Source organism: Photobacterium damselae, assembly GCF_003026815.1.
GTDB classification, from domain to species: Bacteria; Pseudomonadota; Gammaproteobacteria; order Enterobacterales; family Vibrionaceae; genus Photobacterium; species Photobacterium damselae.
Genome location: NZ_PYOG01000007.1, coordinates 55798 through 80094, shown reverse-complemented (window position 1 = coordinate 80094; position 24297 = coordinate 55798). Strand labels below are relative to the sequence as shown.

Below are 24297 nucleotides of genomic sequence, written 5' to 3'. Positions count from 1 at the left end.
CGGTCTATTGCGCTATCAAAAGATTTGTTATTTAAGGGACTAAGTTGTTATGCGTCAATACATTAAGTATATCGTGCCGATCCTCATTCCTCTATTAGTTGTATTACTTCCTGCAGAGGCATTTCCAGTTGAGGGGCTGACTGTTATTCAGCAACGAGTGATAGCTATTTTCTTACTGGCTGCACTTTGTTGGGTTCTTGAACCTATTCCTATTTATGCTACATCTGTTGTGATCATTGTTCTTGAACTGCTTTTGCTCTCAAATAAAGGCTTTTTCCTCTTCCAGCAAGGTGCAGGAGAGCCTCATTTTGGCGAGTTACTGAATTACAGCGATATCATGGCAACTTTTGCAAGCCCTATTATTATGCTGTTTTTAGGTGGATTCTTTCTTGCTATGGCAGCTACAAAATATCGTCTTGATGTTAATTTGGCACGAGTGCTATTAAAGCCTTTTGGTACACAACCTAAATACGTCATGCTGGGTTTGATGCTCATCACTGCTATTTTTTCGATGTTTATGTCTAACACCGCAACCACCGCAATGATGTTATCTATTTTAGCTCCTGTTATCGCTTTATTTGGTGCTAAAGATCCTGGGAAGATCGCCTTTGCACTGTGTATTCCTGTTGCGGCAAATATTGGCGGTATTGGTACACCGATTGGTACTCCACCTAACGCTATCGCATTAAAATATCTGAGTGCCGAGAATATGATCACTTTTGGTGAGTGGATGTTCTTTGGTGTGCCGTTTGTCTTTATTTTATTGATGTTCGCGTGGGTGCTATTAAATGCACTGTATCCTGCCGATCAACAAAAGATTGAGCTTGCTATTAAAGGTAAATTCTTAAAAACACCTAAAGCTATTACGGTTTACATTACCTTTGGTCTAACCATTTTGCTCTGGCTTATGGGCTCAACACATGGCATGAACTCTTATACTGTTGCTTTAATTCCAGTGGCTATTTTTTCGCTTACTGGAATTATCAATAAAGAAGATCTGAAAAAGATTTCATGGGATGTTTTATGGTTGGTCTCCGGTGGTATCGCTTTAGGTTTAGCTCTTGATCAGACTGGTTTAGCGCGATTGATGGTTCATAGCATCCCATTTGATGATTATTCGCCATACGTTGTGCTAATTGGTTCTGCTGTATTGTGTCTTCTGATGGCGAACTTTATGTCTCATACCGCGACGGCAAACTTGCTGATGCCGATTATGGCTGCCTTGGGTACATCGATGACTTCATTAGTGCCGCTAGGGGGCGAAATTACGCTGATTTTAGTGGTTACCTTTGCTGCATCTCTTGGTATGTCGCTTCCTATTAGTACACCACCTAATGCGCTTGCTCATGCAACTGGTCATGTTGAAAGCAATCAAATGGCTCGAGTGGGTGTGGTCATTGGTGTGGTTGGTGTCATCTTAAGTTTTGCGATGATTTGGTTGCTCCATCTTATCGATCATATTTGATGTTAAATAAGGAAATATATGCATCAACCTAAAGCGTTACAGAGAATCATTGATGTGTATTTCCGTGAGTCAGCTCGTACTCAAGCGGTGAGTACGGGCACTCAAGTACTACAGCAAAATGGTTATAACGATCGCCTATATTGGGTAAAAAAAGGCGAACTATCGGGTTATCTGCTTAATGAGGCAACTGGGCTTACGGCAAAAGTATTTCGAGTTGAACAAGGCATGTTTTTTGGGGTACACAGCTTTTTTGCTCAGACGCTAATGGCTTCCACAACAGTTATTGCTGAAAAAGACAGTGAAATTGCTTGGATTGATGCATCAACAAAAGCAGTTGAACCCGAACTGTATGGCTCGCTGGTGGAGCAATTTATGCCTGTGATGGTTCATGAGTTGGCTCAAAGGCAGATGCTTACCGGTTTACAAGCGATCGAGAAGGAAAAAGCACTGCAAAAACTGTATGCCTCTGAGCAGTTAACGACATTAGGTCAGTTAGCCGCAGGCATTGCTCATGAGCTCAATAATGCTGTGGGTGTATTAAGCAGTAAAACGGAAAGTCTGCAACAAGCTTTATGTCAGCAACTTGAAGTTCAGCGTCCTCAAGCCATTGCTTTTATTGAACAGGGGATAGAATCTGGGCAGCAATCAGGCTCGGCTGATGTTCGTGTTCGTAGCAAAGCGCTGATGGCACAATATCCATCGTTATCGCGTGAGCAAGCTAAGTTATTAGCCAGAGCGGTGCCTAATGGTGATATTACGCCAGATTGGCTCAATGATTTGGATATGGCTTTGCAGTATTGGGATATCGGACGTGATCTGCATGATATGAAAATTGCGGCAAAACATGCTGCGAGTATCGTGCGTTCGGTTAAGCAATTAGGTGGCAGCGATCAAGATCGGCAGACCGACGTAGATGTTAATGACACGATTCATAAATCACTGGCTCTGCTACAGAGTAATTTGCGCCGTGTTAATGTTGTGACTCATTCAGCAACGCTACCAACGATTACGGCCAGTACAACCGAATTGGTTCAAGTATGGGTCAATATCATCAAGAATGCATGTGATGCGCTAGAAAATACAGAAGAGCCAACAATTGAAATTATCACTCGTCATTCAAAAAATCGGTTACTCATTACGATCAGCAACAACGGCCCGATGATAGATGAGGCTACTCGGCGTAAGATTTTTCAGCCAAATTTCACCACCAAGAAAGGCGGATTATCGTTTGGACTTGGACTGGGACTTTCGATTGTACAACGTATTGTCGACAGTTATGGCGGAACAGTAGCCCTAAAGAGTGATACTGAACGGACAAAATTTAGGATTAAATTACCAATAGCGTAAGGGATGGTTATGGAAAAACTCAATATTATCTGTGTTGATGATCAACGAGAAGTGCTCAGTGCGGTGTTAAAAGATCTCGCACCGCTGAATGATTTTTTTAATGTTGAAGATTGTGAGTCAGCAGATGAAGCATTAGAACTTATGGATGATCTTGATGCTGAGGGTGAATTTATTGCTTTGGTGATTTCAGATCATGTTATGCCAGGAAAAACAGGAGTCGAACTACTCACTGAAATCTCACAAGATGCCCGTTTTGTGCACACTAAAAAAGTGTTGTTAACAGGGCAGGCTACACATCAAGATACCATCGAAGCGATTAACCTAGCTCGAATTGAAAGTTATTTTGAGAAACCATGGAAAGCGGAACAATTATTGACCTCTGCCCGCACTTTAATTACAGAATACATTTTTGATATGGGGTTAGACTATCAGCCGTGGAATGAGATTTTAGATAATTCGGTTGTGTATCGACGTCTACGCTAATTCATTTGCTGCTTTATTTGCTCAAGATATACCCAAGTAACCGTCAAGGTGGAGAATTTACTTGGGTATAAGCAATTTTAATATTGACCTTGGACTTAACTCCAAGGTTTATAGTTATTACAGAATTTAAAAGCCCATAGTGGGTTGAGTACACAAAAGGAGAATGATCATGTGTGCGCAATGTAATAACAAAAAACCTCATATTCATGCCGTTAAACCTGTTGGTACGACAAAGGCAACGGTTCAAGTTGAACATGCAAGTTTGGATACTTGTTGTCAGAGCTCTGCTTCTAGCTGCTGTTCAGTCTCTAATGCTTGTTCATCAGAGTCTGAATCGGGAGATGATTCTGGTGGTGATGGCCGGCAATCCTCTTCTCATATAGAGTCATCTCATCATCATACTGACCATGACCATGACCATGACCATGACCATGACCATCATGACCACGGCTCTCAATGCTGCTCTACAACTCCTGCTATGTCAAAAGAGCAAGAACAACAATTAGCAGATCAACTGGCACACAATTCTCATGGCTTAACATTGAGCTGGAAAGTTGATGGGATGGATTGTCCTAGCTGTGCAGCTAAACTTGAAAAAGCGATCACTTCTTTAGAGCCAGTTGAAACCGCGAAGGTGATGTTTGCAACTGAGAAGTTAATTGTAAATACCAAAAGTCATAGTGGTGATGCGGCAACCATCAAGTCGTTGATCGAACAGAAATCATTACAGACAGGTTTTACTTTACTTTCTGCTAACCAAAAAAGCTCTGAAGTAAAACAGCCTTTTTGGCAGCAGCATCTTGCTGTTTTGATTATTGCTGGACTAATGTTGATTTCGGCAATCATTAATCAATTTTCTCACTCTATTGGTCTTGCTGCGTTTACTTTAACAACGCTTGTTGGTCTATATCCTGTCGCGATTAAAGCCATTAAATTAGCTAAATCGGGTTCTCCTTTCTCGATTGAAACCTTGATGAGTGTGGCTGCTATTGGTGCGCTCTATTTAGGTGATACAGCTGAAGCTGCGATGGTTATTTTGCTGTTTTTAATTGGTGAGCAACTCGAAGGTTATGCTGCGTCTCGCGCTCGTAGTGGAGTTCAAGCATTAATGGCATTGGTGCCAGAAGAGGCTACGGTTATTTTACCTAATGGTGAGCAGAAAAAAGTGCCAGCCAGTGAATTAAAACCGGGTGATATCATCGAAGTCGCTCCTGGTTCACGCTTACCTGCCGACGGTCAAATTTTAACATCTTCTGTTAGTTTTGATGAAAGTGCATTAACAGGGGAATCTGTTCCTGTTGAGCGTCAACTGGGCGAGAAAGTGATGGCTGGTTGTATGGTGGTTGATAAAGTCGTGCGTTTGACCATCATCTCGGCACAAGGCGAAAATGCCATTGATCGTATTCTTCACCTTATTGAAGATGCCGAGGCTCGGAAGGCTCCTTTAGAACGCTTCTTAGATAAATTCAGTCGTTGGTATACCCCTGCGATGATTGGTCTTGCTGCGTTAGTGATTGTTGTACCACCGCTATTTTTTGGTGGGGTATGGGATACATGGATCTATAAAGGTTTAACGCTACTTCTTATTGCTTGTCCTTGTGCATTGGTTATTTCAACGCCTGCCGCTATTACCTCGGGTTTAGCTGCTGCTGCTCGTCATGGTGCGCTAATTAAAGGTGGAGCAGCATTAGAGCAATTGGGTCATGTTGAAGTGGTCGCTTTTGATAAAACAGGTACTCTAACAGAGGGTAAACCTGTTGTGACTGATGCTGTGAGTTGGGATGGCGATGATGATAAATTACTGCGCCAAGCGGCAGCTGTTGAGATGGGATCATTACATCCACTGGCTATGGCGGTTGTTAATTTAGCAAAAGAACGCTCTTTACCTCTGTCTGAAGCTGATGAACGTCAAGCCATTGTTGGTCGAGGCATTCAAGGGGTGACAGAAGGCGATCATTTTATGCTTTGTGCCGCAGATCGTCTGCCACAAGACATTCAACTTTCAGACAATCAGAAAGAACAAGCTCTTGCATTAGAATCACAAGGAAAGACATTAGTGGTTGCTGTTCGTAATGGTCATGCGGTAGGACTTATTGCTTGGCGAGATAATTTACGAAAAGATGCTATTGATGCGGTACGAAAGCTTGAAAAACTCGGCGTTCGCTCTTTAATGCTAACTGGTGATAACCCAAGGGCGGCTCAAGCAATTGCCAGTGAGTTAGGTAATATGGAGTTTAGAGCCAGCTTATTGCCTGAAGACAAAGTAACAGAGGTTCGTAAAGCGACAGAAAAAGCCCATGTTGCGATGGTTGGTGATGGTATCAATGATGCTCCAGCAATGAAAACAGCTTCAATTGGTATTGCGATGGGTGGCGGTACTGATGTTGCCCTTGAAACAGCTGAAGCCGCTTTGACTCATAATCGAGTGGCTGAACTGCCTGTTATGATTGAGCTTTCTCGTGCAACACTGGCCAACATTCGCCAAAACATTACATTGGCACTTGGTTTAAAAGCTCTGTTTTTGGTAACGACCTTACTTGGATTTACCGGTCTTTGGGTCGCGGTCTTAGCAGATAGTGGCGCTACAGCATTAGTTACATTGAATGCATTAAGGCTATTAAAATTTAAATCAAAAGTATGATGGTTTAACCATTAACTAAAAGCGGTATCGAAAGGTACCGCTTTTTTGTCTCTAGAGATTTTTACGGCTTAAAATAATGAGTGCTTATTTGACTGAAATGAACAAGTTTTTGTCTAAAAGGAGCTGAATTGGTTGTCACTTGATATGACTTAATTTTGTGATACACGACAAAAGCAAACGTTAAAGTGTGATTTAAATCACTAAAAGTTGAAATCTGAAAATAAAAATGTTTCGTTATATGTGATTTTTATCACTTAATTCTCTGAATCTATCAGCTATGGTTATGACATGTTCTTGAGAGGAAAGATGCCAAGTGAAGTGTATCTTTTTTCTGCTTTTTACAAGTTTCGAGAGTGCTTATACTCATAATTATTTGTGACTAAACACTGTCGAAAATTATCATAATTCATGAGCCGATAATTTCTGTACCTACCTCAGAGCGGCAAGACAAAAAAGGATAAGATTATGTCTGACAACAAAGTTTTCCACCTAGGCGTGAATCAAGCTGATCTTAATGGCGCAACGCTTGCTATCATTCCAGGCGATCCAGCTCGTGTTGAAAAAATTGCTAATCTTATGGATGAGCCTGAGTTTCTTGCTAGCTCTCGTGAATACACTGTTTACCGTGCAAAATTAGATGGTAAATCTGTTGTTGTTTGTTCTACCGGTATCGGTGGTCCATCAACATCGATTGCAGTGGAAGAACTTGCGCAATTAGGCGTTCGTACATTCTTACGTGTTGGTACAACTGGTGCTATTCAGCCTAATATCAACGTCGGCGATATGATCGTAACTATTGGTTCTGTTCGCTTAGATGGCGCAAGTCTACACTTTGCTCCAATGGAATTCCCTGCTGTTGCTGACTTTGATGTGGCAACTGCAATGAAGAATGCTTGTGATGATGAAGGTTTAACTGTTCATACTGGTGTTACTGCATCAAGCGATACTTTCTACCCAGGTCAAGAGCGCTATGACACATTCACAGGTCGTGTTGTTCGTCGTTTCCAAGGCTCAATGAAAGAGTGGCAAGAAATGGGTGTTCTGAACTTTGAGATGGAATCTGCAACACTATTAACTATGTGTGCAAGTTCAGGTCTACGCGCGGGTTGTGTTGCGGGTGTAATTATTAACCGTACTCAAAAAGAGATCCCAGATCACGCAACTCTAAAAGAGACTGAAGCTAAATCAATTAAAGTTGTTGTTGATGCGGCACGTCGCATGCTAGCTGAATAATCGCTATCAGAGCATTATTAAATACTAATAAAGCCGATGTTATACGCTTTTAATGAGCAACTATAACATCGGCTTTTTGTTGTCAGTAATAAAAAACGGGAAAGTTAGACTCTCCCGTTTTTGATTTCTTTATTACGCAATATTATGCGCTTGGCCACCGGCACCTTTTAGCCATTCATACAAATGGGTTTGTAAATCGCCTAGTTGATCAGGACCAATAATGGCAAGTCCCAAATCTTGAGCACGAACTAGGTCATGATGACGCAGTGGACGGAAACTTACCAACATGGCACGAGCTTGTAGACCACCTAATAAATCTCGAAGGGATTCTAGCTTATAAAGCGTATCATCACCGTCTTCACGCATACCTTTTGTTTTACATTCAATAATATGCAGTTTGTTATTAACAATCGTTGCCACATCCAGTTCATTGCGAACTTCGCGATCACCAATTTTACGATAAACCTGAACGCCTAACGAATGATCTTGGATAGTTGGCAGTTCATTTTGAATAGCTCGAACAGTTAGGTGTACTAAGTTCTCAAGCCATTCGCCATTAGCAAAGCGGCGAGCTTCTTCGTGTTTAAAGGTCAGAATACCTTCATGGTAGTGAGCCATTCCAGTTTCTTCAAGATCGGCAATTAATGTACCTAACTCTTTATAACCTTGCTGTTTTTCGCTTAGCTCAACATCCAATTTTTGTTCTTTACGACACGTTGTTGCTAGGTAGTTTAGTGTCGCAAGACCTGGGCCTAACTCTAGTGCGGAACTTGCCCAACGTTGACCTAATTCCCATAATTGCTCGTTTAAAGAGTCAGGAATATTGTGCTCCGGCAGCTCACTACGCGCACCAAAAATAGTCAGGTAATCTGTTAGTTGAATACGGTCTTCAACTTGTTGTTGTTCTCTATCTGAAGGGTAGAGCCAGCACATTTCATCACTGTAAGGCTCGATAACATAGATGGGCCAATGGAAGGTACGGAACACTTCATAAGCAGACAGTAAGCGATGGCGAAGACCACAACTGGCATTAAACCAAATCTCACCGCTGGTATCTTTTAATCGTGCCGCTAATTCTTCTAACCGGCCACGAATTGCCGCAATGTTGATGACATCAGGGACTTCAAAAAACTCAACCTCGATATTACGTGGAGTTAGAATTGAAGCGAGACGTTCGTATTGCTCATACTGGTTTTCAATACCAATAAAAATCATCTTGTCTGCGGGTACACCGTGATCAAGAAGGGGGGTGATCAGTCTTACTGGATCCTGATCGATAATGCCAACGTGAGTTATCATATAAATCCTTAATGCTTTCCCTGCATTTATTACAGGTTGTATCGTTATGTGCGCATTAAAAGGGTGAAAAAAGTGAAAAATGTCGCACGAACTACAAACCTAAATAAATAATTGACCCATTACAGTTAGTTGATTGTTAGCAAAAAAATTCAGATTTGCTAGGATGAACCATCTATTTATTCAGTCTGTATGATTAAATGTTTATCTATTTGAAATGAAAATAAAAAACAGAAAAACATATCCTTTATATATGTGGCTTTATATCGCTAGATTCAAGCCCTATAGCAAGGTTTTAGCGTAAAAGAATGTAAATATTGATTAATGTGTTAATAGCGTATCTCAATGAATGAGGTTATAGCATTAATTTATATGATGATTTATTAGGCTGTGTTTGTTCTTTGTCAAATTCAATCAGGTTTGACCAGATAGAGGAAATAACTCCTCCCAAAGGTAGGGAGGAGAGGGGGAAATTATGCGTTAACCGCAGGGGCTGCAACTTGTGAGGCCAGTAACCAAATAGCCAAAATAAAGAAAATGATGCCCATAAATTTATGTTGATTAGTGCGGAACTTTTCACTTTTAAGTAGAGATTTCCCTACGCTACCGACCATAGATACAAGAAATAAGTTAAACAGTAATCCTAAAACATTTAAGAGTAAGCCAAGTACCAGCATCTGTTCGCCAGAAGACGCTTTAATGTGCGTGGAAACAAACTGAGGCAAAAAGAGAACAAAGAAAAGTAGAGCCTTAGGGTTAAGTAGATTACTGATCACAGCTCGGCGATAGAGAGTTGATGCCATACTTTTTGTTTTTTGTAGATGCTCTGGGCTATCAACATGTTGTGTTCTGATGCAGTCCCATCCCATCTTTAATAAGTATGCCCCTCCTAAAATTCGTAAAGCTTCTAATGCCATTGGGTTCATTGCAATTAATGCAGAAACACCCATTGACGCTAATAAAGTTAGAATAATTCCAGAAGTCGCGTTACCTAAACTTGCAAATACGCCCACCTTGCGACCATAGCTTAAACTGGATGATGTTATTAGCAGCATGTCTGGACCTGGAATTAATAATAGGGCAATTACCGCGGTGAGATAGACGGGAAGTACAGCAAAGTCGATCATTATCTTCTTTTCTACATGAATTAATTAAAAGCAAATTTTACCGAAATCTATGGGAGTAAGCCAAAGATTATCTTTTTTTTAGATATTTAATTAGTTCAATGTTTTGCTAGTGTTAACTTGTTATTTTTGATTTGTATCAACTTTGTTTGGTTTTGAGAAATCCTATGACCCATACTTGATATGTTGCATGTTTGTTAACTTTGCAGCGAATCATTATTGATATAATCGGGGTTGATATGTTTAGGGTTGAGGTTGATAAGCCCATTATTGTCGTGGGTGTAAATGGAAATGCATACAGTTATGATGGGCGAGGGAAACTAGAACCTGTTATTGGTGGGCAAATACTTTACCCAGGTGAAGTTGTTATTACTGCTGATGATGCGAATATTAGTGTCCTTGTTGGTCATGACTTTTATGTGATTGAGCCTCATAGCGTTGCGGCGATTATCGCTCAGTCAAACTCTCCTAACCTTTTTGTTGATTTAACAGGAATTGGTTTTACGTTGCCTTTTGATGTCTTGATTGAAAATGAGGCCCTTAACGAAGCACCTAAAATCAATTTAGATATTCAAAAGTTTTTTAATTTAGTTTTAGAAGGTAAAGATCCTACTCAAGCTTTTACGCCACCAGATGCAGGTAGCGACTCTAGTGTAAATATCAGTGAACACGCCGCCAATACAGGTGATGTTGAAATTCAATATGATAATGACCAACTATTAGCTGAAGCGGGTTTTGAAACGTACTATCAACCCCAAGCTCAGGCTTTTGATGATGATCCAGAGGTTTACTTTCCATCTGAAGGCGGTGAGTCTGGTGCTATTGAATTAACTGAAGGTGATCTGGAACCTAAAACGTACCCTATTACAGCATCGACCATACTCTTGGTTGACGCGGGTTCTCTCCCTTTAAACCCTGAATCGGTTCAATTTGCGCCAGAAAGTCGGGGACAATTACTGAATTTACTCAATCAAACAATCACATCGAGCCAACAAAAAGTAATATTTAGCTATGATACTGATTTTCAATCGCTGGTGGGTACAGTTGATGGAAATGAAGTGATTCGCTTTGTTTTAGCTGCCTCACAAGCCAATAATGGTATCGATGCTAATGTTACGTTGACCATTAATCAACAAATGCCAATAGATCATCGAGATAAGATAGATTCTTCGTTTATTTCAATTACAGAGCAACAGCTAAGAATTTTATTTGATATTGAAATATATGATGTTGGCAATAATGCGCCGCTTAATAGTCTAGCCATAGAAGGGATTATCAATGATGGTGTATTGCCCAATGTTTCAAGCGATAGCACGGTTAGAATTGAGGAAAGTTTAACGGCTCATAGTGTCTCAGGGGTTACTCACATTGATATTGGCAGTGATAATATTGCTTCAATTGCATTTTCAGAGTTACAACCAAGCTTAGTTGGGATTACCAGTGAAGGGCTCGCCACTCAATATCAAGTGGAAGGTAACCGAGTGGCACTAAGTTATGTTGATCATCCCGATACCTTAATACTGACGGTTGAGTTACAAACCTCAGGTGATTATGTGGTGACATCCTATTTTCCTGTGGATCAATCAGAAACGTTAGCTGATCTTATCTTACCTCTGAACTATTTTGTTACGGACTTCGACGGTGATAACAGTAATATCGGCACAATAACCGTTATTATTGAAGACAGTAATGCTCCTCCTGGCGGTAATACTGGAGATATTATTTTAACTGAGGGGGATCTCGATAGCGCAGTAGTAGCAGAGCAATATCCTGTTTCAAATCAATCCTCTTTTGTTATAGATGCCGGTTTTGACCGCTTACTTGCTAATACCCTTCATTTTGTTGAATCTGATCTTAATTCATTACTGGATGAGCTTAATTTGCTAACCAGTGCAGGACAATCGCTGCAGTTTTCTGTTGTTGAATTACCATCTGGGCAACTGACACTGACAGGTCTGCTTGAAACTGGGCAGCCAGCATTAAAGTTAGTTTTAACTCCAAGTCAGAGCGATATTTTAAATATCACGGTGAATGTATCGATTGAGCAGAATATCCCAATTGATGAATTGCCAGCAGGGTTAGGCACTCAGCACCTGACTATGAATGGTGAGTTACTGAATTTTTCGTTGTCACTACAAGCAACCACGACAGACGGTGATGTATTACAAAAACCGGCGCAGCTTGATGTCACCATACAAGATGGTATGGCACCACAACTTGCAGCATCATCAAGTATATCAATCACCGATCCTTTAGATAACAGTACCCAACCAGTTCGAGGGAATGGATCTCTGGCCATAGATCTTGGTAGTGATGCATTAAAGACGCTGGATTTCTTACCGCAACAGAGTAGTTTAGATGGATTATTAAGTAATAGTCTTCCTACCTATTATGAGGTTGTGGCAAATAAGCTTTCATTGAAAGTAGAGGGGAGTCAGCAAACCGTTCTTACTGTAGAAATTGATCTTGATGGACGTTATACCGTTAACCAGTATCTTCCTCTTAATCAGCCTACAGATACGAATCTTGAACAACTTATTTTATCGGTACAAGCGACAGATTTTGATGATGACCAAAGCAATATCGGTGAGTTAGTTATCGATATCTTGGACGGAAATGATCCTGTGCTGCAAGATGGTGCTCAGACTCTTATTACTGAAACACTTGCGACTCAAACCGTTACTGGGCAAATCAATGTTATTGTTGGCAGTGATAAAATAGACCATGCTAACTTCTTGTTAGATCAAGCCAGTTTACAAGGGCTTACCAGTAATGGTCACCAAACTGATTTTAGAGTCTCGGGTAATGTTCTGACCGTCTATATTCCCGCAACGGCAACCACGGCTGAGCAAACCGTATTTGATGTGACTTTAGCCATTGATGGCAGTTACAGCCTGACTCAGTATCATCCTATAGATCAAGACCCAACGACCAACCTAACCGAGTTATCACTGGATGTGACGGTGACAGATAAAGACGATGACACCAGTAATGTTGGTCATCTATTGATAGGAATATTGGATGGTATCAATCCTGATGGACAAGGGTTGATCGCTCAGGCCGTTAATCAAGAGGGCGACCTCGATCCAATGACCTACCCAACACAAGGTCAAGGTTCGGTAACAATCCCCGCTTTAAATGATGATTTGGTGCCAGATAGCGTCGTCATCGATAGCAGGCAAGTAGCGTTATTGGTGGCTGAGTTGGAGCAATTAACCGCTTCAGGTTTAGCTCTAACCTTTACGGTAAGCAGTACATCCTCCCCATACAGTGTGTTATTAACTGGCGTTGATAGTCAAAACCAAACGGTATTAACCGTTACGCTAACGCCAACCGCAGTGAATACTTCTGGTGGTGGGCTGGGGGTAGAATTAACGGTCGCTGCCGAACAACATTTGCCACTGGATCACGACCCTAATGTGTATGCCGGAGGCCAATATGTTCAAGTCACCGATGATGCCATCACCATAGACATTCCTGTTCAGTGCCACGACAGTGATGATGATTTTCTGGATGTACCCGCAACCGCGCAGGTTATTTTACGAGATGGTGATCCACCGAGTATTGTTGGGCGCAATATTGCTTGGACAGAAAGTTACGATCCACAAAATCCTCAAGTTCAAGAAATTACAGGGCAATTGACCGTTGATACCAATAGCGATCAGATAAAAACGGTTGAATTTAATGACCCTCAAAACGCGTTTGTAGGATTAACCAGTAACGGCCAAGCAACCGAAGTACTGTTCGATGCCAGTCATCCCAATCAAATGACATTGGTTCTTTTAGGTACCACAACCCCGGTATTGTCGTTAGAGATTGCCGATGATGGACGTTATATCATCAAACAGTATTTACCGTTAGATGAGCCTGCTGGTAGCAATAAAATTCACATCGATTTAGCAGTTGATGTGATCGATTTTGATGGCGATAGAAGTAAAGCGTCCACTATATCGTTAGAAATTACCGATGGAGAAAACCCTGACGGGATAACGGGCGATATGATGGTTGTTGAAGGTGATTTGGTACCGCCTGAAATTGGTCCGTCAACACAACAATACCCGGTGCAAATAGAGAAAAAGTGGGTGTTGTTGGCAACCGATGATGACTTGGTTGCCAGTTTATTAGCCATTGATGCCGGTTTGAAAAACCAGATCATCCAAGAATTAGAACAACTCACCTCCCAAGGTGATGCCTTATCGGTAACCTTTACTCAAGATAGTGCCACGGGAGAGATGACATGGCAGGCTAACGCTGTCAGTACGAGTCAATTGGTATTTGCCCTAACCATTACGCCAACGCAAGACAACAGTAGTGTTCAAGTTCTATATCATTTAGAGCAACACCTTCCACTTGATCATCTCCCTTATAGCGGTAGTTATGTGGTAGCAAATGGTACTGAAATCGCGTTCGATATGCCTTTTCAATTATTTGATACCGATGGTGATCCGCTGGCGCACCCTTTAGATATTACCGTTCGCATTGATGATGGTGATATTCCCCATTTTGCTCCTGGCGGTGGTACTCAGTTAACGGAAATTGGTTCAACAACAGGCTCTGCTGGACTGAATGTCGGCAGTGATGAGATTGCGAAATTAATTTTTCTATCTGATCAACCCAGCTTACAAGGTTTATTAAGCAATGATGAGGCAACGTATTTTACCGTTACAGATAATGAGTTAGCACTTAAGGTTGTTGGTAGTGATGCTAATGTGCTGACAGTGACCATAGATAAGGCTGGTACCTATCAAGTCGATCAGTTCTTGCCCCTAAATCAGCCAACTGTCACAGACCTGATCTCGCTTAGTTTACAGGTTCAGGCGACAGATAAAGATAATGACCAAAGCAATATCGGTGAGTTAGTTATCGATATCTTGGATGGAAATGATCCTGTGCTGCAAGATGGTGCTCAGACTCTTATTACTGAAACACTTGCGACTCAAACCGTTACTGGGCAAATCAATGTTATTGTTGGCAGTGATAAAATAGACCATGCTAACTTCTTGTTAGATCAAGCCAGTTTACAAGGGCTTACCAGTAATGGTCACCAAACTGATTTTAGAGTCTCGGGTAATGTCCTGACCGTCTATATTCCCGCAACGGCAACCACGGCTGAGCAAACCGTATTTGATGTGACTTTAGCCATTGATGGCAGTTACAGCCTGACTCAGTATCATCCTATAGATCAAGACCCAACGACCAACCTAACCGAGTTATCACTCGATGTGACGGTGACAGATAAAGACGATGACACCAGTAATGTTGGTCATCTATTGATAGGAATATTGGATGGTATCAATCCTGATGGACAAGGGTTGATCGCTCAGGCCGTTAATCAAGAGGGCGACCTCGATCCAATGACCTACCCAACACAAGGTCAAGGTTCGGTAACAATCCCCGCTTTAAATGATGATTTGGTGCCAGATAGCGTCGTCATCGATAGCAGGCAAGTAGCGTTATTGGTGGCTGAGTTGGAGCAATTAACCGCTTCAGGTTTAGCTCTAACCTTTACGGTAAGCAGTATATCTTCCCCATACAGTGTGTTATTAACCGGCGTTGATAGTCAAAACCAAACGGTATTAACCGTTACGCTAACGCCAACCGCAGTGAGTACTTCTGGTGGTGGGCTGGGGGTAGAATTAACGGTCGCTGCCGAACAACATTTGCCGCTGGATCACGATCCTAATGTGTATGCCGGAGGCCAATATGTTCAAGTTACCGATGATGCCATCACCATAGACATTCCTTTTCAGTGCCACGATAGTGATGATGATTTTCTTGATGTACCCGCAACCGCGCAGGTTATTTTACAAGATGGTGAGCCACCGAGTATTGTGGGGCGCAATATTGCTTGGACAGAAAGTTACGATCCACAAAACCCTCAAGTTCAAGAAATTACAGGGCAATTGACCGTTAATACCAATAGCGATCAGATAAAAACGGTTGAATTTAATGATCCTCAAAACGCATTTGCAGGATTAACCAGTAACGGCCAAGCAACCGAAGTACTGTTCGATGCCAGTCATCCCAATCAAATGACATTGGTTCTTTTAGGTACCACAACCCCGGTATTGTCGTTAGAGATCGCTGATGATGGACGTTATGTCATCAAACAGTATTTACCGTTGGATGAGCCTGCAGGTAGCAATAAAATTCACATCGATTTAGCGGTTGATGTGATCGATTTTGATGGCGATAGAAGTAAAGTGTCCACCTTATCGTTAGAAATTACCGATGGAGAAAATCCTGACGGGACAACGGGCGATATGATGGTTGTTGAAGGTGATTTAGTACCACCTGAAATTGGTCCGTCAACACAACAATACCCGGTGCAAATAGAGAAAAAGTGGGTGTTGTTGGCAACCGATGATGACTTAGTTGCCAGTTCATTAGCCATTGATGCCAGTTTGAAAAACCAGATCATCCAAGAATTAGAACAACTCACCTCCCAAGGTGATGCCTTATCGGTAACCTTTACTCAAGATAGTGCCACGGGAGAGATGACATGGCAGGCTAACGCGGTCAGTACGAGTCAATTGGTATTTGCCCTAACCATTACACCAACGCAAGACAACAGCAATGTTCAAGTTCTATATCATTTAGAGCAACATCTTCCGCTTGATCATCTTCCTTATAGCGGTAGTTATGTAACGGCAAATGGTACTGAAATCGCGTTCGACATGCCTCTGCAATTGTTTGATACCGATGGTGATCCGCTATCACACCCTTTAGATATTACCGTTCGCATTGATGATGGTGATATACCTCAATTTACAACGGATCCTGGCACAACTTTAGTGGAAGTAGGCACTGCTGATGGTGCGATTGGTCTAAATATCGGTAGTGATGTTATTGCATCTTTGGTTTTTGCCACCAAGCAACCAAGTTTAGATGGGTTAACCAGTCATGGCTACTCTACTCAGTATCAAGTGGTGGATAACCAACTGACTTTAGTAAGAAAAGATAATCCCTCTATTACTGTATTGACGGTTACGGTACAAACTGATGGCGGTTATCAAATTGTGCAAACTCAACCGTTAGACCAAACAAATACCTCTGATACGACAGAGTTGAGCCTCGCCGTTATTGCTACTGACAAGGATGATGATGTCACTGTTACCGATGGTTTGTTACAAATTATTATTTCTGATGGTACTGATTCTGATGGCTCTGTTACAGGAGATCAAAGTCTGGATATTACGGAAGGTAGCCTGAGTGAAATAAGAGGAAGCATAGATGGTTATCCCGTTTCTGATACTGCTCAGTTAACGGTAAGTGCGGGTATTGATCGGTTGGAGCCAAACTCAATAACGATAGCATCAAGTCAGCTTGCCAGTTTACTTAATGAACTGACCAATGATGTAACGTCAAATGGGCAAATATTAAGCTATCACTATGATGCTGCCACATCGACTCTTATTGGTTCGCTAGGGACTGATACCTATCTTGAGTTAGTACTAACGGCCACCAATAGTGTAAATGGATTGGATGCAGATGTATCGGTAACGGTTAGACAATATCAGCCTCTAAATCATAACCAAACCGCCGATAGTTCTGGATTTGTGAGTGTTAATGGTGAGCAGATAGTGATTGATCTGCAATTACAAATTCAAGATACCGATCAAGATTGGTTGACCAATGCCATTCCTGTTTCCGTCACAATTAATGATGGTGTTTTCCCTCAGATTATTTCAACAGAACCTCTTAAAGTGGAAGAAAGTGATATTGATAGCGGGGGAGCTAATCACCAAGGGTCAACGCCAAATCAACCAGAACAAACGGCTAGCGGTATAGTAGCGGTAAAAGAAGGAAGTGATGCTGTCATTAACTACCTCTTTGATAATAAACAGTTTTCTTCTGATAATACCCATGTTAAAAGCCAAGGAGAGCCCGTTTTACTGCAAGATTTGGGCAGTGGTCAATATCAGGGAGTAGCAGGTGGTCGGGTTATCTTTACCGTTTCGCTTTCAACACTTGGCCACTATCAATTTACCTTGTTAGGTGCAATTGATCACCCACTGCAAGGGGCTGATGAGTTAACGGTTCGGTTACCTGTACAAGCCGTTGATGCGGATAACGATCTTAGTGCACATGTTACCTTACCTGTTACTATCGTTGATGATCTGCCAAATGGAGAAAATATTAGTTTTTCTATCACAGAAGGAGACAGCGCAACGAATCAACAAGATGTACTTTCTGTTGCTGGCGAAGGGGCTGATGGCGCAAAAGTGGTTGCTATCATCGATCTTAATCAAGAGCATGCATTAACAAGCTCTGGTATTAATTATTTCGATATTCATGATGATACGGGGCAGTTACTTGGTGCTTTAGCCATCCAAGCTACAGGAGAAGTTTCTTTTGAACCCGAGCCCCATATCAAGCATATTGATGAGGTTCTAACACATGTTGTGCAGTATCGAGTAACCGATGGCGATGGTGATACAGAATTACGTAATATTACCTTAACTATTAGCGACCAAGACCCAGTTGTGATTGTGACCAGCCCTGTCATTGCCTATGAAGATGAGGGGCGTCACCCTGATCCTGATGAAAGCTTACTTAATCCTGCTATTGGTGAGCCTATTGATGTACAAATCAGTATTGGTGATGATGATCGTGGCGAGTTTATTGATACTGCTCTCATACCCATACCCGCGACCGTTCATGGCATCTTTTATTACAATGGATCGCCATTAGCGCTGAGCTCTGATGGTCTGTCATATGTTGTACCACCTTCAGCTTTTATCAGTAGTGACGGTGTGAATTATCAATTAGTGGGTGTTAGTTTTATCCCGAATGCTGATTTCTCAACGATTAATGGTGATCTGAACTACGACATTGCGATCACTGTGGGAACAACATCCGGAGCCGCTCAAGATCACCCAACACAAACTGCCAGTTTTACTATCACGGTGGAAGGAATTGCTGATGTACCTACATGGGATGATGCTCAGACAATAACGCATTACTCGGTTGCTGAAGATGATGCTAATGTTGCCCTGCAGCTAAAAGCCAATTTAAATGATACGGATGGGTCCGAGACACTTTCTTATATTATTACTATGGTACCTGATAGTAATGGCAATATTAATGGTGTGCTGGAAGGTACGGGGATTTCAGATTTAGGAAATAACCAATATAAAATTGCGGCAAAGCATATTCATTCAGTGACTGTAAATCCTAATGACCAATTTAGTGGTGATATTAAGCTTGAAGTTGTGGCCGAAAGTAAAGAAAAACACGTTTATGTTTCTGGTCAGCGCACTGCAGACTCTATTGTAAAAGAGATTGTAATTAACGTAGAACCGATTGCCGATTCCACAACATTAAAAGTAACTCGGGTTGAATCGTTAGAAGATGAGCTGATAGCGTTATCTGGCCATATTACTTTAGCCAATACCGTAGATACTGACGGTTCCGAGACGTTGTATTTACGTTTTTCTGATCTTCCTATTGATGGTGAATTATTACTAAATGGCGTCGAGGTTGCAGAGTTAACACCAGGCTCTGGAGTTTATGAAATTCTCTATAGTGAATTGGGAAATGCATTTCTAAAACCTACACCTGAGAGTAACTTAGATTTTTCTTTTACCGTGCAAGGTGTCGTTAAAGATGACGCCACGTTAACCGATCCTTCGGGCCTCTTAAATCCAGCGCAAGATATATTTATTACTCCAGCTAAACCAATCGAAGTTGCCTTGAAAGGCGTATCAGATATTCCCAGTGTGGTGATCGATATCGATCCTAACGGCAATGGTGTTCTGGATATTGGGGAATGGGCATTTATTGATAATACGCCAGATAAAGGAATCGAAACGCTCATTTTAGAAGACACGACAGCAACGCTCGATTTTGACGTAATAACAGGTGAAATACCTTTACGTCAGCCAATCGATCATTCTGAATCACTCAGTATGGTGATTTACGATATTCCTGTCGGGGTTACTCTGCGAGATAAAACTGGTGATAGCACTTCCCTTGTTTATGCAGGTGTCGATAGCCATGGCAATCCAATGTATGAAGTTTCCATTGCTTCGCTTGCCAATATAGAAGTAGTTCCCCCACAACACAGCACAGAAGACATACCGCTAAAAGCACGCGTAGTTGTAACTGAAGATGACGGTGATGTAAAAACCTTTGAACGTGATATTTTGATTAATATTGCCCCAGTAATTGATGCGGGGGATTACTCTATTACCACCTCAGGCCATGCTTTTGAGGATCAAAATAATACGGTCAATTGGAAGCCTGGTACTGCGCAAGGATTTGTTGATAACCAAGAACATATTGTGGGTATTCAATTTAAAGATGTTCCAAGTGACTATCAGCTATTAATCGATGGTTCACCATTATCTTTAGTGAGTGGGGCTGTCACATTAACGCCTTTGCAAGTGAATGCTCTTCAGTCGGGCAGTTTGCTTCAAATTCGGGCTCCTGATAATTCAGATAGAGACGTAACGTTTCATTCGATACTAACCATAGAACAAACAGACAATGATGGTGAGCCTACTGCAACAAAAGAGATAACAGGAACATTAACCGTTGATATCCAAGCTGTCGTTGAACCAGATGGTGAGCTTCAAGTTACGGATAATGGAACGGTTATTACTAATATTACCAGTACAACAGATGGTGTCATTGACCTTTCCTCAGGTGCTCAGTCTCAAGGTCAATTAAGTTTTTCTAAAGCACTTGATTCAACTGTTATCGAAAATCAAAGTCATGAAGTTATTTATGAAGTTGTGATTGATTTTCCTGATACAGCCACCGATGGCACGCCAATAAATGATGACTTTGTGGTTATTGGTGGGACCAATGATGGTAAAGGTGATTGGACAGTAACTGCTTCTGAATTAAGTAATCTCAAAATTATAGCTCCAAATGGTTTTGATAAAATTGTTGATGTTACGATTTGGGCTGAAGTACAGGATTTAGGCGATAATGGTGAAGGCGATGTGAGTAATTTAGTGGTTTTCAATGACACCATTACTCTCGATTTCTCACCGAATACTTCCTCTTCTCCAGATATGGCAGGAGATATCAGTACTGATCCTATCGATTTTGTTATCACCGGAGATGAAGATAAAACAGTTAATTTGGGTGAACAGTTAGATGACTATTTAGTTATTGGAGCAAACGATCACGATCAGGCTAATGATGTTCTGTCGATTGTTATCGCTAGTAGTGACTTACCTAATGGTGCATCAATAAATGGGATGCGTTTTGACTTTGTTAAAGGCGAGTATGTTTGGAGTACGGATATCATTGATAATGGGGTGACGGGGTCCGTCAATTTGAACTCTATTTCGTTAAATTTACCTGAAGATTATGCAGGTGATTTTCAGTTTAATGCTCGTATTGTAACAACAGATAAAAACAGCGGTGATACAGAGCTAAAAGATTTGCCTGTGACGGTGAGAATAGCTCCGATTGTCGATGTTCCTCCTGTAGGAGCACCAAGTTTGGACATTGGGGTTGTGGAAACTCAAGGTTTGGACAGTGATAAATTTCCAACAGATGAAACTGGAAAGCCAGAAGTTATTATTCCAAATCAAGCATATGAAGACGGGATTATTCAACTTGATTTAAGCTCTTCTCTTGCAGATATTAGCACCAGTACGGCCGAAGGTTTGGAAACCATGACTCAAGCGGTGCTCACCGTTGATATCACTAAAGGGTCCTTCTTACAAGATGATGGCAGCGGTAATCTAAGTGAAGTTCAAACTATTACCGTACCGTCAGCCGGTTTTGGTGACATCTTATTTAAGCCTCATCAGGATTATAGTGGCTCTGTTGATATCAGTGTTGCCGGTACCATTGAAGATAACGTTGACTACACACTAACATCGCCGCCAACAGCGCAAGATATCGGTACGGTAAACGCAACGGTAAGCTTTGATATTATTCCCGTTAATGATCAGGTGATCTTTACTGGTGACCAAGCAGTGATCTCAGGTAATGAAGATCAAACTAACGGTATTTCCTTAGGCAGTATTGGCTTTTCTATGGAGGATATCGATGGTTCTGAGACGATTGTATCAGTTAAGTTAACTGACATCCCAGATGGTTTTACATTAACGGCACCAGCTCAAAATTTAGGTGGTGGAGAGTGGTCTATTGCCATTCCTTCAGGTCAACAAACGGGCACGCTGGCAGGTGTGTCGCTGGTGCCACCGAAAGATTTTAGCGGAACGCTTGATATTAATTTAACGGTTTATACCAAAGAAGATTTATTGCCAGATGTTAAAGAGCAAAGTACTCAACTTAATTTTAATATAGAGCCCATTGCTGACCGAGTCGATTCAGATATCACCACTGAATATCAAGGGAAAGAGAACAGCCCTATTGATATATCCTTAAAATTACAGGCCAGAGATGATAGTGACAGTGTGGTTCCACCTGTTGGTAATGTGATAGAAAACCCACCAGAAACGCTATTGATCGTAGTGACCAATGTGCCTGACTCCAGTACATTTGATGCGCCAAATAATGGCAGTGCGGTAAAACAAGGTGATGGTTCTTGGGTTCTTACCGTTGCGAGCAGTGATCTGGATGATCTCGTCTTTAATCCAGTTGATGCTAATGGTGAGATTGTTTTAGATTTTAATATTCGAGCAGTAGATAACGGAGTCCCAGCCGTTGATGCTCTGGCTATTAACCAACCTATCACATTGCATATTACCCCTGAAAATGATGCACCAATAAACACAGTACCGAGCTCTCCACTTAGTGTAAATGAAGATACCCCATTGCTTATTAACAGCCTCAGAATTAGTGATGTTGATGCTAATGAAGGAACAGGCAATATGAGGGTGACTTTGTCAGCACAGTCAGGAACGATTTCGATTGTGAATAGCTCTGGGGTTTCAGTAACAGGGGATGGTTCCGCAAGCATCACAATAGAAGGTTCATTAGATGCGATTAATGCCGCTTTGACTCAAGGTATTAATTATCAAGGTGATCTTGATTTTAATGGACTGGATACCATTACAATGACCACCAATGATAATGGCAATACAGGGGATCCCGGACCGTTAGAGGATATTGATAATTTTCAAATTGAAGTTAAACCCATAAATGATCCTCCTGTTAATCATTATCCTACGGCATTAACGACTGATGAAAATGCTGCATTATCGATAACGGGTTTGAGTATTTCTGACCCTGATTCAGGCAGTGGGTTAATGACGGTTCAGCTCACTGTTTTGCAAGGTATTATCTCTTTAGCATCTCAAGCAGGAGTCAGTATTGTTGATAACGATAGTACGAAGGTAACACTATCAGGTTCGTTAACTGATATTAATCTGCTATTTAGTCAAGTAGATGGTGTGCAGTACACTCCCGATAACCACTACTTTGGTAATGATGCTTTGGTGATGACGACCAATGATAATGGTAATTTGGGGGATCCTGGTCCGTTGAGTGATACCGATACCATTCCAATTACCATCACCCCGATTAATGACCCTCCGGTATTGACTGTTCCTTCGACATTAACGGTTGATGAAGATATCTCGACCCAAGTTGTCGGGCTCAGTGTGGATGATATTGATGCTGGCAGTGGTGCTCTTATCATGACGCTACGAGCCGATCATGGGGCATTATTTGTTCCGGCATCAAATGGTGTAACCATTACTCAACTATCAGGTGGTATACAGCTAGAAGGAGAGTTAACCGCACTTAATCAAGCATTGGCTCAAGTTGAATATACTGCAGATACAGATTATTTTGGCACGGATACCATTACGGTTTTTGTTGATGACCAAGGTAATACTGGAGCCAGTAGCGAAACCGATACCAAAACTATTCCCGTTATCATTCAAGCCAAGCCTGATATTCCAACCATCTCTTTTACTACACCACAAACAGCCGTTATTCAAAGCTCTGTTGGGGTTTTAATTCCTTTGCTAGGTATTATGGCTGCGGTTGCAAATCCGGTATCTGATGAATTAAGTATTTTAGTCTCAGGGCTGAATGGGGCGTCAATCGTTAATAGCCAAGGAAGTCCTATCGGAACGCCAATTTCGATGGATGTAATAGAAGTTCCAGCCAGTCAATTAGATCAATTACATGTTAAAGATTTACCCCAAGGTTCATCTCAATTGATGATTACAGCTCAATCGAGTATTAATGGTGAAACAGAACAATCGATTGATAATTTAACACTTGATGTTCATTTACAACCAACGAGTGATACTACTATTGATGCTAGTGCCTCGACGGCTGTTGATGGTAATTTAGTTGTGGATGGTAGTGGAGATAAGACCTTAGTTGGCAGTGATCAAAATGATATTTTACAGGCTGGAGCTGGCAATGATGTGCTCCGTGGTGGTTTAGGAAATGACATTTTAACTGGTGGCGAGGGAGATGACGCTTTCGACTGGCAATTGGCTGATCTATCTGGCTTTATCGACACCGTTACCGATTTTGAATTAGGTGTAGATAGCATAGATATCGCTGATATTTTAGATGATCCGAATGGAGATGGGGTAACATTAGATGATCTATTAGCAAATGTGGTTGCCGATGCCAGTAATGGAGAAGTGGTAATGGATGTCACTGCAACAAATGGCCAGTCCCAACAGATTGAATTAGAAAATATCCAAGCGGCAGATTTAGGCTTAACGGGAAGTGCAAGCAGTGCTGATTTGCTAACGGCAATGTTTAATCAACAGGTCTTTAGTGACAGTTAATCATGTTAGAAACCCAAT

General features: G+C 41.5%; 8 protein-coding genes. 6 read left to right on the top strand and 2 right to left on the bottom strand.

Going from position 1 to position 24297, the window contains the following annotated elements:
• The first annotated feature begins 49 nt into the window (after window positions 1–49).
• The 5 genes from CTN07_RS08915 to udp all read left to right on the top strand — a co-directional run bounded on the left by CTN07_RS08915 (window position 50) and on the right by udp (window position 7169).
• Window positions 50–1465 (top strand): SLC13 family permease, encoded by a 1416-nt coding sequence (locus CTN07_RS08915; RefSeq protein ID WP_005298546.1) that lies wholly within the window; start codon window positions 50–52, stop codon window positions 1463–1465.
• 18 nt (window positions 1466–1483) lie between these two features.
• A complete protein-coding gene (locus CTN07_RS08910) occupies window positions 1484–2812 on the top strand; it encodes an ATP-binding protein (RefSeq protein ID WP_005298547.1) in 1329 nt (442 codons plus the stop codon).
• A 9-nt stretch (window positions 2813–2821) separates the two neighbouring features.
• Complete coding sequence (locus tag CTN07_RS08905) at window positions 2822–3295, top strand: response regulator (RefSeq protein WP_036763515.1); 474 nt, start codon at window positions 2822–2824, stop codon at window positions 3293–3295.
• 169 nt (window positions 3296–3464) lie between these two features.
• Entirely contained in the window at window positions 3465–5936 is a 2472-nt protein-coding gene (locus tag CTN07_RS08900) for a zinc/cadmium/mercury/lead-transporting ATPase (protein ID WP_005298550.1), read from the top strand.
• Between the two features lie 465 nt (window positions 5937–6401).
• Window positions 6402–7169: a uridine phosphorylase gene (udp, locus tag CTN07_RS08895; RefSeq protein WP_005298552.1), complete on the top strand. Its 768-nt coding sequence runs from the start codon at window positions 6402–6404 to the stop codon at window positions 7167–7169.
• 132 nt (window positions 7170–7301) lie between these two features.
• Here udp and CTN07_RS08890 read toward each other — a convergent pair whose 3' ends face one another.
• Complete coding sequence (locus tag CTN07_RS08890; RefSeq protein WP_005298554.1) at window positions 7302–8468, bottom strand: Card1-like endonuclease domain-containing protein; 1167 nt, start codon at window positions 8466–8468, stop codon at window positions 7302–7304.
• Between the two features lie 470 nt (window positions 8469–8938).
• The gene (locus CTN07_RS08885; RefSeq protein WP_005298556.1) at window positions 8939–9592 is read right to left on the bottom strand and encodes a LysE family translocator; all 654 of its coding nucleotides are present in this window, start codon (window positions 9590–9592) and stop codon (window positions 8939–8941) included.
• Window positions 9593–9828: 236 nt separating this feature from the next.
• Here CTN07_RS08885 and CTN07_RS08880 point away from each other — a divergent pair, with 236 nt between their 5' ends.
• Window positions 9829–24279 (top strand): retention module-containing protein, encoded by a 14451-nt coding sequence (locus tag CTN07_RS08880; protein ID WP_005298557.1) that lies wholly within the window; start codon window positions 9829–9831, stop codon window positions 24277–24279.
• The last annotated feature ends 18 nt before the right edge of the window (window positions 24280–24297 follow it).